This is a genomic window from Ferrovibrio terrae (assembly GCF_007197755.1).
Classification (GTDB): Bacteria; Pseudomonadota; Alphaproteobacteria; order Ferrovibrionales; family Ferrovibrionaceae; genus Ferrovibrio; species Ferrovibrio terrae.
In genome coordinates this window covers 1,964,161-1,977,889 of record NZ_CP041636.1, presented here as the reverse complement: position 1 = coordinate 1,977,889, position 13,729 = coordinate 1,964,161, and the positions used below count along the sequence as shown (strand labels likewise).

General features: G+C 64.2%; 15 protein-coding genes. 7 read left to right on the top strand and 8 right to left on the bottom strand.

Annotation, left to right across the window (positions count from 1 at the left end):
- Positions 1-22: 22 nt before the first annotated feature.
- The gene (locus tag FNB15_RS09670; protein WP_144068498.1) at positions 23-1,216 is read right to left on the bottom strand and encodes an acyl-CoA dehydrogenase; all 1,194 of its coding nucleotides are present in this window, start codon (positions 1,214-1,216) and stop codon (positions 23-25) included.
- A gap of 142 nt (positions 1,217-1,358) precedes the next feature.
- Between FNB15_RS09670 and gcvA the strand changes: the two genes are divergently transcribed.
- The 3 genes from gcvA (at position 1,359) to FNB15_RS09655 (ending at position 4,881) form a co-directional block, all read left to right on the top strand.
- The gene (gene gcvA, locus FNB15_RS09665; RefSeq protein ID WP_221932784.1) at positions 1,359-2,267 is read left to right on the top strand and encodes a transcriptional regulator GcvA; all 909 of its coding nucleotides are present in this window, start codon (positions 1,359-1,361) and stop codon (positions 2,265-2,267) included.
- A gap of 571 nt (positions 2,268-2,838) precedes the next feature.
- On the top strand, positions 2,839-4,179 hold the full coding sequence (locus tag FNB15_RS09660; RefSeq protein ID WP_185973797.1) for a peptidoglycan-binding domain-containing protein: 1,341 nt from the start codon (positions 2,839-2,841) through the stop codon (positions 4,177-4,179).
- A 6-nt stretch (positions 4,180-4,185) separates the two neighbouring features.
- Complete coding sequence (locus tag FNB15_RS09655) at positions 4,186-4,881, top strand: hypothetical protein (RefSeq protein ID WP_144068495.1); 696 nt, start codon at positions 4,186-4,188, stop codon at positions 4,879-4,881.
- Positions 4,882-4,883: 2 nt separating this feature from the next.
- Here FNB15_RS09655 and FNB15_RS09650 read toward each other — a convergent pair whose 3' ends face one another.
- A complete protein-coding gene (locus tag FNB15_RS09650; protein ID WP_144068494.1) occupies positions 4,884-5,897 on the bottom strand; it encodes an adenosine deaminase in 1,014 nt (337 codons plus the stop codon).
- A 79-nt stretch (positions 5,898-5,976) separates the two neighbouring features.
- On the opposite strand from FNB15_RS09650, the gene FNB15_RS09645 reads away from it, so the two are divergent.
- Complete coding sequence (locus FNB15_RS09645) at positions 5,977-6,567, top strand: HdeD family acid-resistance protein (protein ID WP_185973796.1); 591 nt, start codon at positions 5,977-5,979, stop codon at positions 6,565-6,567.
- Here the strand turns inward: FNB15_RS09645 and FNB15_RS09640 are convergent, their stop codons facing one another.
- The 3 genes from FNB15_RS09640 to FNB15_RS09630 are packed head-to-tail and all read right to left on the bottom strand — an operon-like array spanning position 6,568 to position 9,290.
- On the bottom strand, positions 6,568-8,076 hold the full coding sequence (locus FNB15_RS09640) for a sensor histidine kinase (RefSeq protein ID WP_144068492.1): 1,509 nt from the start codon (positions 8,074-8,076) through the stop codon (positions 6,568-6,570). It abuts the gene before it with no gap.
- On the bottom strand, positions 8,069-8,794 hold the full coding sequence (locus FNB15_RS09635) for a response regulator transcription factor (RefSeq protein ID WP_144068491.1): 726 nt from the start codon (positions 8,792-8,794) through the stop codon (positions 8,069-8,071). Before FNB15_RS09635 ends, FNB15_RS09640 begins: the two co-directional genes overlap by 8 nt.
- Positions 8,778-9,290, bottom strand: coding sequence for a hypothetical protein (locus FNB15_RS09630; protein ID WP_185973795.1), 513 nt, complete (start codon positions 9,288-9,290; stop codon positions 8,778-8,780). Before FNB15_RS09630 ends, FNB15_RS09635 begins: the two co-directional genes overlap by 17 nt.
- A gap of 316 nt (positions 9,291-9,606) precedes the next feature.
- On the opposite strand from FNB15_RS09630, the gene FNB15_RS09625 reads away from it, so the two are divergent.
- The 3 genes from FNB15_RS09625 (at position 9,607) to FNB15_RS09615 (ending at position 10,704) form a co-directional block, all read left to right on the top strand.
- Positions 9,607-9,843: a YMGG-like glycine zipper-containing protein gene (locus FNB15_RS09625; RefSeq protein ID WP_144068489.1), complete on the top strand. Its 237-nt coding sequence runs from the start codon at positions 9,607-9,609 to the stop codon at positions 9,841-9,843.
- A gap of 27 nt (positions 9,844-9,870) precedes the next feature.
- Complete coding sequence (locus tag FNB15_RS09620; protein WP_144068488.1) at positions 9,871-10,428, top strand: hypothetical protein; 558 nt, start codon at positions 9,871-9,873, stop codon at positions 10,426-10,428.
- A 93-nt stretch (positions 10,429-10,521) separates the two neighbouring features.
- Positions 10,522-10,704, top strand: a complete 183-nt coding sequence (locus FNB15_RS09615; protein ID WP_144068487.1) for a hypothetical protein — start codon at positions 10,522-10,524, stop codon at positions 10,702-10,704.
- 62 nt (positions 10,705-10,766) lie between these two features.
- Here FNB15_RS09615 and phnE read toward each other — a convergent pair whose 3' ends face one another.
- The 3 genes from phnE to phnC all read right to left on the bottom strand — a co-directional run bounded on the left by phnE (position 10,767) and on the right by phnC (position 13,584).
- Entirely contained in the window at positions 10,767-11,582 is an 816-nt protein-coding gene (phnE, locus tag FNB15_RS09610; RefSeq protein WP_144068486.1) for a phosphonate ABC transporter, permease protein PhnE, read from the bottom strand.
- A gap of 76 nt (positions 11,583-11,658) precedes the next feature.
- A complete protein-coding gene (gene phnD / locus FNB15_RS09605) occupies positions 11,659-12,660 on the bottom strand; it encodes a phosphonate ABC transporter substrate-binding protein (protein WP_144068485.1) in 1,002 nt (333 codons plus the stop codon).
- A gap of 54 nt (positions 12,661-12,714) precedes the next feature.
- Complete coding sequence (gene phnC, locus FNB15_RS09600; RefSeq protein ID WP_144068484.1) at positions 12,715-13,584, bottom strand: phosphonate ABC transporter ATP-binding protein; 870 nt, start codon at positions 13,582-13,584, stop codon at positions 12,715-12,717.
- Positions 13,585-13,729: the final 145 nt, after the last annotated feature.

Genomic DNA, 13,729 nt, shown 5'->3' with positions numbered 1-13,729 from the left:
TCCGCCTGCTTGAGGTGAGGGCTTAGTAGAAGGCCTGGATGCCGGTCATGGCGCGGCCGAGGATCAGCGCATGAACGTCATGCGTGCCCTCGTAGGTGTTCACCGTCTCCAGATTCACCAGATGGCGCATCACGTGATAATCCTCGTGGATGCCGTTACCGCCGTGCATGTCGCGCGCCATGCGGGCGATATCCAGCGCCTTGCCGCAGTTGTTGCGCTTGATCAGCGAGATCATCTCCGGGGTTTCCTGGCCGGCATCGCGCAGGCGGCCGACGCGCAACGCGGCAGTCAGCCCCAGCGCGATCTCGGTCTGCATATTGGCCAGCTTGAGCTGGATGATCTGGTTGGCGGCCAGAGGACGATTGAACTGCTTGCGGTCCAGCACATACTGGCGCGCCTGGTGCCAGCAGGCTTCGGCCGCGCCCATGGCGCCCCAGGCGATGCCGTAGCGCGCGCTGTTCAGGCAGCCGAACGGACCCTTCAGGCCCTGCACATTCGGCAGCATGTTTTCTTCCGGCACGAACACGCTGTCCATGACGATTTCGCCGGTGATCGACGCACGCAGCGAGAGCTTGCCGTTGATCTTCGGCGCCGACAGCCCCTTCATGCCCTTTTCCAGGATGAAGCCGCGGATGATGCCATCCTCGGTCTTGGCCCAGACGACAAAGACCTGGGCGAGCGGCGAATTGGAAATCCACATCTTTGCGCCGGTCAGCTCATAGCCGCCGGGCACCTGCCTGGCGCGCGTCTTCATGCCGCCCGGATCCGAGCCGTGATCGGGCTCGGTCAGGCCGAAGCAGCCGATCCACTCGCCGGTCGCCAGCTTGGGCAGATACTTCTGGCGCTGGGCTTCCGAGCCATAGGCATAGATCGGATACATCACCAGGCTCGACTGCACGCTCATCATCGAGCGATAGCCGGAATCGACGCCCTCGACCTCGCGCGCCACCAGGCCATAGGCCACATAGGACGCGCCGGCGCAGCCATAGCCGTCGATCATCGAGCCGAGCAGGCCGAGTTCGCCCATTTCGCGGAAGATCGCCGGATCGGTCTTTTCCTCGCGGAAGGCTTCCTTCACGCGCGGCAGCAGCTTGCTCTGGCAGTAGTCGCGCGCCGTGTCGCGGATCAGGCGCTCGTCCTCGGTCAGTTCGGCGTCCAGGTTGAAGGGGTCTTCCCACTTGAAGGCGGCTTTGGTGGCAGGCTGCTGCGCGTTCATGGCGATTTCCTCAGGTGGCGATTTTTAAGAGGAGACTATACCCCTCGACTGGTGCGGCAAGCTGCCCGAGCGGCGCTTGGCGCGCAAACGATGATTTGCTATTGGTTAATGACTGACGGTTATCAACTTTCCGGAGCATATCTTGGCCCTGCCCCGCCGTTTCCTGCCGCCACTCTCGGCGCTGACCGCTTTTGAAGCGGCAGCGCGGCATGAGAGCTTCACGGCGGCTGCGGCGGAACTCAATGTCAGCCAGGCCGCCGTCAGCCGCCGCGTGCAGCTGCTGGAAGAACTGCTCGGCCTCACGCTGTTCGAGCGCATCCGCCAGCGCGTGGTGCTGACACCGGCCGGTGCAGGCTACGCAAGAGAACTCCAGGACGCGCTGGGCCGCATCGGCGCCGCCACCGTCAACACCATGGCAGCGCGCAGCGGCAATGCCATCCTCACGGTCGCCACCTTGCCTACCTTCGGCACGCGCTGGCTGATCCCGCGCCTGCCTGAGTTTGCCGCAAAGCATCCGCAGATCACGGTGAACCTGCCCACAAGGATCGAGACGTTCGATTTCGCCGCCGAGCCTCTGGATGCCGCGATCTCGTTCGGCGATCCGGTCTGGCCTGGCGCAGTAGTCGACCGCCTGATCGAGGAAGAGCTGGTGCCGGTGGCGTCGAAAAAGCTGCTGACGAAACACCGCGTGAAGAAGCCGGAAGACCTGTTCAAGCTGCCGCTGCTGCAGCAATCGACACGGCCTTCGGCCTGGGCCGACTGGTTCACTGCCGCCGGCATGGCGGCCCCGCAGGTGACGCTGGGCCCGCGCTATGGCCAGTTCGCCATGGTGGTGCAGGCCGCCGTCGTTGGCCTGGGCGCTGCCATCGTGCCACGCTTCCTGGTGGAGCCCGAACTGGCCGACGGCAGCCTGGTGATGCCGTTTACGCAGAGCATCGGCAGCAAGCAGGCCTACTGCCTGTTTTATCCCGAGGCGCGCCGCAACGATCCGGCCTTGCGCGCCTTCCGCGATTGGCTGCTCGATGCGGTGAAGCAGGCGAGCAAGCGGTAGACCAAAACCGTCATCCTCGGGCCCAGGACATTTTCTTGGCCGAGGATCCATCCCAACCCTCCGCGCATCGGAACGTGCAGATGGACCCTCGACACAAGGCCGAGGGTTGCGGATGAGAGGCGGGAATACCGGCAGTAATATCATTGGTATCAAATGATCTCATTTGGGTTCATAGCGCTTCGTTTACGTTCGTTTCGCTTCGCTGGTGTTCGTAGCGGTTCGTTTGATGCTCGTTGGTGTTCGCGCGTGTTCGCGCGTGTTCGTAGCGCTTCGTTGGCGTTCGTAGCGGTTCGTTCGCCTTGTCATTGTCCAAGCCAACCATCCGCACCCGCCGCCCGAAATCCTGGCGATGATGCATACACCCGCATTCAAGTCCCCACTCGTCCAGGTCATATATCTCCAGTTGACATTAAGAACATAAATAGTACATTATAATAGGATCAAAGTCCAGATATTCTCAGTCCTCCATATTCCGGAGCGAAACATGAGCCTGCTGCCCTTCCCTGAAGACACCGATCCCTTCAGCTTCGCCGGCTCGGTCGGCCGCAATGGCGACAACGATCGCGCCGATGTGATCAAGGCGCAGACGCTGCTGTCCTCATTGGGCGAATACGAACTGCCGGCACCGGGCGTGCCGACGGGCTGGGCCGGCGAACCGCTGTTCCGCGCCATCGGAAGGGTGCAGAAGGCCAATGGGCTGCCGGTCGACGGACTGCTGCTGCCGCTGCGCAACGGCATGGCGGGGGAGAATGGCGAAGGCGAAACGCTGATGAGCCTGCAGGGCCTGCTGGGCGGACGCCTGCGCGGCCAGCCGATCCCGACACCACAGCAGGTCGACAGATTCTTCGAGTCTTACGCGCGCGATCCCGACGCGCTGCCACCTTACCGCACGATGGAGAAGCGTGACGGTGATCCGGAGCCAACCTTACAGACCATGGAATGGCGCGGGCCGGAACAGAAGCCGCAGATTCAATTGCTGAATACCAGCATGACAGATGAGGCACCGGCTTCGCCGCCCGCACCCGGGCAGCAGGAAACCATGCTGCCTGTGGCGCTGCCTCTGCTGCTCATGGGGGCGCCGCTGGCGATCGGCGCAAGCGAATACCTGCGGCAGCAGTACCTGAAGAACCGTGGCGAGACATTCACCCATCCGCCGACCATGCCGGATGCACCGCCCTCACGTCCGATGGGCGAGACGGAGAAAGCCGGCGCAACTGTGCCGCCGCTGCAACCATCTGAGAGCAAGCCGCCACAGCAGGGCCGACCGGCCGCGGACAAACAGCCCGACGACGAGCGATTGATCCCGCCCGAGACGAAGGAGTGGATCTCGGGCCTGCCGCCGGCCCAGCAGCCTGTCGCCGAAGGGCTGGCCGGCATCATCGTGGAACTCAATCCATATGGCAGTCGCGGCAAGCCGGAAACCGAGAAGGCCAACCGTATCATGGTGCGCACCTGCCTGGAGGAACTTCAGGCCTATCCGGACCTCGCGGGCGAACTGAAGCATGTTGCAGGTGCATATAAGGATGGCGATGAGAGCGATAAATACCTGCGGGAAGAAGTCATCCGGCCCGATGGAAGTAAAACGTTCAGCCGTCCGGATGCCAGCTTCGGCAGGCTTGATGATCAAGATAAGAAAGTTGACCAAGCTTCGCCCTATACCGCACGCATGAACACTGTCGACATCAAGAAGGCCGGCGACGGACATGACCGGTTGAGCCTGACCGCCAACGAAGGACGACGCTTCGACAAGCTGGAAAGTAATATTAAAGTCGGCGTCGCCGGCTGGGCGCGCAAGATGAAGCCGGGCGAAAGCGAATCGGACTATGCGAAGTATGTTGCCTCGCGCTGTCGGGCGATGTGGGATGATCTGGATAGCAAGCTGCGGCGCGACGGCCTGCTGCCAGCCCGGTGAGTGGCCATGCGGAAAGCGAAAATCGACCAGCCAGAGATTGTGAAAATCCAGCGTTTGACGCGGCCCAGCGTGTTTAGCCGGTATGTCTGCTGGAGCCCGCTGGACTGGAAACTGTTCGCGACAGCCCTGGAAGAAGCTTTCCCGGATGCGCTGTACAACCGGCATCTGACCATTGCCGAAGAGATCGGAGCCGAGCAACCGGAGCTTCATCTTGTGCGAAGCCTCTGGGATCCAGATCTCATATATCCGATTGAAATGCACTTCGATCCGGCGACAAAGCTCACCATACATAAAGGTGTTCGCTGGTCAGTCAGCATCGAAGGGCAGTCGTGGCCGCAGATCGGTTTGGGGAAAGGCGCCGAGCCAACACCGGCCGACGACAAGGGGCCCGAGCGTTTCAAAGAGGGATTAATAGAGATTCATACGGCCCCGCATCACAAAGGCCATGCCCGTTTCGCGCGGCAGATCTACCGGCTGCTGGCGCGATTCACCACAAACGAACGGCAGATTCTTGTGCGCTATCCGCATTATGAGGTGGTGCCGGAGCCGCCGGGGCCGCCATCCTTCGGGCTCTGGATCGGGCATGACGCGCTGCGCTGGGCGCGCGAGGATCCGAAGCGGCTGCTGGCTTACGACTGGGCGCCGATGTCGACACGCTCACCCGACAATCTGGGATGCGGCTATCGGCCGAGGAACCTGTGAGATCAGTCGCTGACGGCGTATTCCCGCAGCGCCGCGATGTGTCGCTGCTGCGCCGCCGCATCGATGAACGCGGCGCGGAAGCCGTTTTCGGCCAGCGCCACAATCTCGTCGCGGCTTAAATCCAGCGCCTGCTGCACGGCATTGTAATTCTCGTTCACATAGCCGCCGAAATAGGCCGGATCGTCGGAATTCACCGTCGCCACCAGTCCGGCCCGCAGCATGCGGCGCAGCGGATGCTGGGTCATGTCGTCCACCACGCAGAGCCGCAGGTTGGACAGCGGGCAGACGGTGAGCGGCATCTTGTCGCGCACCAGCCGCGCCACCAGCGCGTCGTCTTCCAATGAGCGATTGCCATGGTCGATGCGATGCACCTTGAGCAGATCGAGCGCTTCCCACACGTAGTCCGGCGGGCCTTCCTCGCCGGCATGTGCCACGGCCTTCAGGCCCAGCGCCCGCGCCCGGGCAAAGACGTTTTTGAATTTCGACGGCGGATGGCCTTTTTCCGATGAGTCGAGTCCGACGGCGATGAAGCGGTCGCGCCACGGCAACGCCTCTTCCAGCGTGCGCAGCGCACTGGCTTCATCCAGATGCCGCAGGAAGCACAGGATCATGCCGATGGTCATGCCGAACTGCTGCTCGGCGTCTGCCTTGGCGCGCCACAGCCCGTCGATCATGGTCTGGAACTTCACGCCGCGATCGGTATGGCCCTGAGGATCGAACATGATCTCGGCATGGCGCACAGTCTGCGATGCGGCGCGACGGAAATAGGCCATGGCGAGGTCGTAAAAGTCCTGCTCGGTCAGCAGCACGCCCATGCCCTGGTAATAGAGGTCGAGGAAGTCCTGCAGGTTGCCGAACTTATACGCCGCGCGCAGGGCGTCGACCGAGTCATAGGCGAAGGCAACATTGTTACGCTGCGCCAGCGCATACATCAGTTCGGGCTCGAAACTGCCCTCGATATGCATATGCAGCTCGGCCTTGGGCAGGCCGGCGATGAAAGCGGAGAGGTCTGTCATGCGCCAAGGGTAGCGCGCTGCTCCCGGCGCGACAATCGGCAACTCAGCCGTTATACTGCCCGGCATGAACGAGGACAGGATGACTCAGGACCGGGAACCGATCATTGAACGCATGCCGCCCGGCGCCGCCGCGCCGATGCCGCGCCGGAGCTGGTGGCTGGTCGTGCTGCGCGGCATGGCCGCAGTGGGCTTCGGCCTGGTGGCGATCTTCTGGCCCGGCATCAGCCTGGCAGCATTGGTGATGCTGTTCGGCGTCTATGCGCTGCTGGATGGCGGTGTCACACTCGTCCTGTCATCGCGGGTGCCGCAGGGCGCGCCCGGCCGCGGCATCCTGGTGGCCACCGGCATTGCCGGCCTGGCGGTCGGCCTGGTCAGCGTGTTGTGGCCGCAGGCCACTGTTACGCTGCTGATCTACGTGCTCGCCAGCTGGCTGGTGCTGTTCGGCCTGATCGCGATTACGCACAGCCTGCAGATGCGCAAGCAGGTCGCCGACTGGCCGCTGAGCCGCGGTGGCCTCCTGCTGCTGGTGATCGGGCTTCTGCTCGCGCTGTTTCCCGATGCGGTGGCGCTGGCCGCCACCTGGGTGCTGGGCATCCTGGCGCTGCTGATCGGCGGCGGATTGCTGGCCTTTGCCTGGCGCCGCCAGCAGCGCGACAAGATGGTGTTGTAGTCAGGCGAGCGGCAGGCCCAGAGTCACGATGAAGCCGCCGCCGCGCCGGTTCGCGGCTTCAATCGTGCCGCCGACCGATTCCATGTTGCGCTTGGCCACCCACAGGCCGAGGCCGAAATTGCCCGACGTGCCGCCACCGGCTGCATCGCTGCGGCTGCGGTCGCGGAAGGAGACATGGCGGTCGAAGATATGCGGCATCAGCGCCGCCTCGACGCCGGGGCCATTGTCGGCCACCACGATCAGCACGCGGCGCGTGCCACGGTGCAAGGTCACCGTCACCGTGCTGCCGCCCGGCGCATAGCTCAGCGCATTCTCGATCACCTGGCCGAGCGCATCGGCGATCAGGCGGCCGCCGAGCGGGGCGGTGGCCTCGGATTCGATGGAGGGCCGCAGGCTGATATTGCGGGCGGCGGCATCGGCCGCGAAGGTATCGACCACGTCTTCGACCAGCGCGCCGAGATCGACCTTCTCGCGCGGCGGATCAAGCCGGTCGGCCACCGAGTCATCCAGGTTGCGCGACGCACGCACCAGAATATCCAGCTTGTCGAGCGCGCCATCCACGGCCATCAGCGCCTGCTGGCTGCGCTTGTCGTCGCCGGCGACGCGCGTGCGCAGCGGCACCATGGCCTGCCGGATCGTGCCCAGCGGCGTCTTGAAGGCATGCGCGCTTTCTTCCGCTGCCGCGCGCAGCTCGCTGGCGGTCGAGCGCAGACTGTCTTCCATGCGGTCGAAGGCATTCGCCACCGGTTCGAGTTCGGGAATCTGGTTGCGCTGCGCGAACCGCCCCTCGATGCGGCGTTCGGCCACCGCACGCGCCGTGGCGGCGAAACGACGCAGGCCATGCGCGAGATCGAAGCCGATCACCAGCACGATGGCGGCAAAGATCAGGTAGATCGCCGCCGCGACCTGCACTTCCGGTGCATGCCAGTAGGGCTGGCCCAGCCGCTGCTCGGCCTCGTCGGTCAGGTTGCTGGAAATCACCAGCACCCAGCAGCCGCGGGCGGTGCGCACAGGGGTCAGCGAGGTGATCAGTTCGGCGACGCGGTCGGCGCGTTCGACACGCAGCGCCAGCGGCAGGTCGCCGGCGCAGGATTCGCCCAGCTGCGCCAGCACGCCGCTGGCCTCCAGCCGCATGCGCTCGTCTTCCAGATCGGCCGGCTGCACCGGCGGCGCCGAGGCGACATAGAGGAAGCCGGCGCCGGGCGCGCTTTCATGCGGACGGAACAGCAGGCGCAGGCTGACGCCTTCGGTCTGGAAACGCGCCAGTTCCTCGCCCAGCCGGAACAGCGGAATCATGTCGGCGCGCTGCAGCCGTTCCTCCAGCACGCGGCCCACCGTGAGACCTTTCACGCGGATGCTTTCCAGCAACAGGCGCTGGCGGTCGATATCCGCTTGGCGAAACGTGAGATACAGCACCACCGGCAGCGCGATGAACAGCGCGAGCACGACCAGCGCGCGCACCGTCAACGAACGCCAGAGCCGATGCAGCTGGGTGGAGCCTTCAGCCATGACGCCAGCGATAGCCGAAGCCCGGATAGGTCTCGATGGCGTCGAATTCGGTGTCGAGGTCGCGGAATTTCTGGCGGATGCGTTTCACCATGGCGCGCACATTGGCGCGATAGCCTTCCGGTCCCTGCCCGGCCTCGAAACCGACGCCGCGCACCGCGTCGTAGATCTCGCGATAACCGACATCGCGGCCGGCGCGCTGCGCCAGCAGCTGCACCACCTTGAATTCGCCATGCGTGAGATCGACCTGGGCGTTGTTCCAGGAGGCGCGCGCGCTGGCGACATCCAGCACCAGGCCGCCTTCGACCGACACGGCGTTGGCTTCACCGGCCACCGGCGCCTTGGCCGCCAGTGCGATGCGCAGGCGCTGCAGGATGATGGCAAAGCTCTTGCTCTTGTCGACGAAATCGACGGCGCCGAGCTTCAGCCCCTTTTCCTCGAAGATCGGCTGGTTCAGGCCGGTCAGGAAGATCACCGGCAGGCCATGGCCGGCGCTGCGCAGCTGCTCCAGCGTGGTCGGACCATCCTGGAGCGGCATCTGCCAGTCCAGCAGGAGCGCGGCCGAACGATTGCCCTTGGCGAACCAGTCAACGAGGGCCGGGCCGTTGTCGAAGGTGATGGCGCGATAGCCGGCCTCGCGCAGATTTGCGGAGATGGTGTCGCGGAACAGATTGTCGTCATCGACGACGGCAATCAGGAGGGCGTCAGCGGCGGCTGGCATCGCGGGCAATCCTTGAGAGGCAGCGATCAACGGCATCATGCGGTGCAGGAAGGCCGTTGACCTCGTATTGCAGGGCGTAAAAATCATTGCGCGTCGTATCGAAATACAGATACGCCGCGAGGCGGCAGTCGGCACCGCCGAATTCGAGCACGCGCGCGGGTGCGGCTTCGCGTTCGGCGACCGGCGGCCCGAACTGCTGCACCAGGCCATCGCGGGTGAGGCCGACCACCACAGGCGGGCGCGGCAAAGCTTCTTCCACCGGCGCGACTGGCGCCGGCTGTGCTGCGCTGGGTGCTGCAGGCTGCGGCGGTTTGCGCGCCGGCAGCGGCGCAGCGCGCACGGGCGGCGGCTCGACAGCAGGTGCTGCCGGCGGCGGCGCTGCCTGTACAGGCGGCGGCGCCGGCTCTGGCGGCAGGTGCAGCAACTCGCAGCCCGCCAGCATGACCGGCAGGAACAGGACAGCCAGAGCAGTAAGTCGACGAACGCGATTCGGCATGTCCGTGACGATACGCAAGGCCGTGACCGTGGAAAAGACGCAGCGAATCTCGAAATCTCAATATTTGAGTGTTTGCAAAACAACCAGAACTACTAACGAAGTAAAGGGGAAAGTAATTCCTGTGATAATCATGTGATGTAAACGGGGTATACTTGTGATGGCCGCAATAAAACGGGGACGCGGGCAAATACTCGTTGCCGAACATCGTTATATCCCCAATTCTCAACAGCGAAGCAAGGTCTCCCGCCTCCCCAGACCAATTGCCGGATTCACCGGCGCGGCGCGGACACCTGCTGAGCTAGAGACGGAGGATCCGATGAAAAAGTCGACGATCGTCGCCCTGGCATTGACGGGTTTCGTTGCGATGGGCTGCAGCAACATGAACAACACGCAGCAGCGTGCAGTGTCCGGTGGCGCCATGGGTGCCGCGGGCGGTGCCGCCATTGGTTTATTGACCGGCCATACGGTCGCAGGCGCACTGATCGGTGCTGCCGCGGGTACGGCCGGCGGCCTGATCGTTGACTCGAACGAGAAGAGCAACGGTCGCCAGTAAGTTTTGAGTTTAGCGGAGCGGCGCGTCATGCCTGCCTCAACCCCGTGGTGGAGCACCCCCTCCACTGCCGCGCCGCGGCCCGGTCGCCGACCCACCCTCGGCCTGGCCGCTGCCATCGTCGCCTCGGTGTTATCCGGGGCGACGATGGCTGATCCGCTAAAGACTTCTCCCGGCACCTGGCATGCCAGTGCCCCGGCTTTGGCAGCAATGCCCTACGCCACCTACGCGGCCCCCTATGGCATCGAACGCGGCACCTGTGACCGCGGCTCGCTCGCCCGCCGCATCACGCCCGGCTCCAGTGTCCTCGTCGGCGCAAGAGTCGGCACGAGCATGGACCAGATCGATCAGGCCTGCGTGGCGCGCGTACTGGAATTCGCGCCGGATCGGGCGCCGGTGCGCTGGTATGGCGCACCCAAGATGGATTACGGCGGGGCGGCATTTGCCATCACGCCGCTGCGCACGTTTGAACGCGACGGGCAGTTCTGCCGCGACTACCAGGCGATTGCCACGGTCGGCGGACAGGATGAGCAGATTTACGGCACGGCCTGCCGCATGACCGACGGGGTCTGGCGGGTCGCTGGCTGAAGCCAACTACAGACCGGGCTGCGCAGGATTGCCGGCCGCGGCACGTGAATATCCAATGCAACACTGTTTTCGCCAAGATTATGGAGGCGACGTATGCTGACCAATACCCTGCTGCTGTATATGACCCAGGAAGCCATCGCCAAGGCGCGCGCCAAGCTGACTGCGCGCAAAGGCGACGCCGCAGCCAAGGATGAGGTGCATGCCGTGTCCGAGCAACCGATCTGGCAGGCGGCCAACCGCAATTCGCCCAAGCTGCGCATACCGCTGCGCCACTGATCGTTGATTTCAGGATGCAAGACAAACGGCTCGCCTGACCGGCGGGCCGTTTTTGTTGCCGCCTAGACCAGCAGCTTGCGGATGCGGGCCGAGATCAGGTCGACCAGGCTGACCAGCAGAATGATCATGATCATCACGGCGCAGGTCTGATCGAAACGGAAGCTGCGGATCACCTCCCACAGCACCACGCCGATGCCGCCGGCGCCAACCATGCCGACCACCGAGGCCGAGCGGACGTTGGATTCGAAGCGGTAGAGCGAATACGACACCCAGAGCGGCATCACCTGCGGGATCACGCCATAGACGATTTCTTCCAGCGCAGTGGCGCCGGTGGCACGGATGCCTTCGACCGGCTGCGGATCGATCGCCTCGACCGCCTCGGAAAACAGCTTGGCCAGTACGCCCGTGGTATGCAGCCAGAGCGCCAGCGCGCCGGCGAAAGGCCCGAGGCCGACCGCGACGACGAACAGCATGGCAAAGACCATCTCGTTGATCGAGCGCATGGCATCGAGCACGCGGCGCACCGGCTGGTAGACCCAGGCCGGTGCAATATTCGCGGCCGCCAGCAGGCTGAGCGGCACGGCGCAGACCACCGCCAGCACGGTGCCCCAGATGGCGATGTGCAGCGTGATGATCAGCTCGGAGAGATAGGAACGCCAGTCGTTGAAATCCGGCGGGAAAAAATCGCTGAGGAAAGTCGCCATATTGCCGGCATCGGCGATCAGCTTGAGCGGCGCGACTTCCGCGCCCTGCCACGACCAGACCAGGATGGCGGCGAGCAGGCCGTAGAGCACCAGCTTGCCCAGCGAATGTTTCGCGCCGGGCCGGGGCGGATGGATCGGCAGTTCGCGAATGGCGGTGGCGGCAGTGGCGGACATGACAGACCTCAAGGCAGAAGAAACAGAGACGGGACGGCCCAGCTTTCTCTGCCGGAGCCGCCCCGTGCGTGGTTGATTACGACCCCATCTGCTTGTTGAGATCGGCCAGCTTGGCGTCGATCTCGGCGATCTTCTTCGCCTTCTCGTCGGCGGCCATGTTGGCGTCGCCTTCCAGCTTGATCTTGTCGCGGAACAGCGCGAGCTGGCGGATCGGGATCAGCTGCCTGTTGCTCGACTCCTTGAAAGCGCCCCACTGCAGGTCGGTCAGCACCTTGGTTTCCTTGCCCAGCTGGTCGGCGCTCTTGCCCGACGTCTGGGTGCCGTAGGTCATGAAGAAGGTCTTGAGCGTCTTCTTGTCGGCATCCGACAGGTCCTTGCGCCAGACAATCGGGTCCGACGGGATCAGCGGTGACTTCCAGATCGACTTGAGCTCGGCGGCCTTGGCCGGCTGGGTCTTCTGCAAGCGCTCCAGGTTCTCGGTATTGTTGGTGGCGACATCAACCTGCTTGTTGGCGACGGCCAGCGCATTCACTTCATGGCTGCCCGTCACCATGCGGCTGAAATGCTTGCGCGGGTCGATATTGTTCTGGCCGAAGACGTAGAAGCTCGGCACCAGGAAGCCCGAAGTGGAATTCGGATCGCCATTGCCGAAGGTGTACTTGCCCGGAGCGGCCAGCACGTCCTGCAGTGAATTGATCGGGCTGTCCTTATGGACCAGCAGCAGCGACCAGTAGCCCGGCGAACCGTCCTTGGCGGTGGTCTGCACGAAGACCTCGCCCTCGGCACGGTCGACGGCCTGGATGGCCGAAGCGTTGCCGTACCAGGCGATCTGCACCTTGTTGAAGCGCATGCCTTCGATCACGCCGGCATAATCAGGGGCGAAGAAGGCGTTGATCTTCTTGCCGGTCTGCTTCTCCATATCGGCCAGGAATGGCTCCCAGATGGTCTTCAGGTTGGAGCTCGACTCGGTCGAGATGATGCCGAAGTTGATTTCCTTCAGCTGCGCATGGGCAGTGCCCGACAGGACAGTGCCGGCGAGCAGCACGGCAGCGGTGGTGAGGAATGTGCGACGAAGCATGGTTTTCTCCCGGTGGTTTGACTGAAGGACGTGGTCTTGAGGTAAGCGTGAAATTCAGGCCGGCAGCGCCTGCATGCGCGGCACGAGGCGCGCGCTGTCGACCGGCTGGTCGACCTCGTGATCGACATCGGCCGGTTCGCCCAGAGATCCGAAATCGAGATCGGTCTGCTCGCCGTAGATGCCGCGCAGCAAGGCAGCGGTGACGGCCGCCGACGGCCCGTCATACATCACGCGGCCGTCGCGCAATGCCACGACGCGGCGGCAGTATTTCAGCGCGAAATCCACCTGATGCAGCGACACCACGACGGTGACGCGATCCGAGCGGTTGATATCGGCCAGCGCCGCCATCACGCGGCGCGAGGATTCCGGATCGAGCGAGGCAATCGGCTCGTCGGCGAGAATGACGCGGGCCTGCTGCACCAAGGCGCGGGCAATGGCGGCGCGCTGCTGCTGGCCACCCGAGAGAGTCGAGGCGCGCTGGAAGGCGCAGGACGCGATACCGACGCGGTCGAGGGCTGCCACGGCGATGCGCCGCTGGTCGTCGGTGAACAGCTTGAACATCGTGCGCCACAGCGGCATGCGGCCGAGATTGCCGGCGAGCACGTTGGTCAGCACCTGCATGCGGCCGACCAGGTTGAACTGCTGGAAGATGAAGCCGATGCCGGCGCGGGTTTCACGGATGCCCTTGCCGATGCGGCCACCCGCCTGCACCATGCGGCCATCGACCGAAATCTGCGACGCGGCGTCGCGATCGCCCGGCATCAGGCCGGCGACATGGCGCAGCAGGGTGGATTTGCCCGACCCCGAGGCCCCGATCAGCGCGACCATCTCGCCGGGCTGGATCGCAAGGCTGACATTGTCGAGCGCGCGCTTGCCCGTCTTGAAAGTTTTCGATAGATGGGCGATCTCGATGGCCGCGCGCATGCGATTCCCCGCTGTTTCCGTGTAGGGGACGCTGATAGCAATGCGGTGTGACAGTTCGATTGCGGTTCGGCGACGGCAGGGTGAAATCCCCGACCGACTCCGGGCCGTCAGGGTTACCCACAAGACCATCTGCACACAGGTCTAG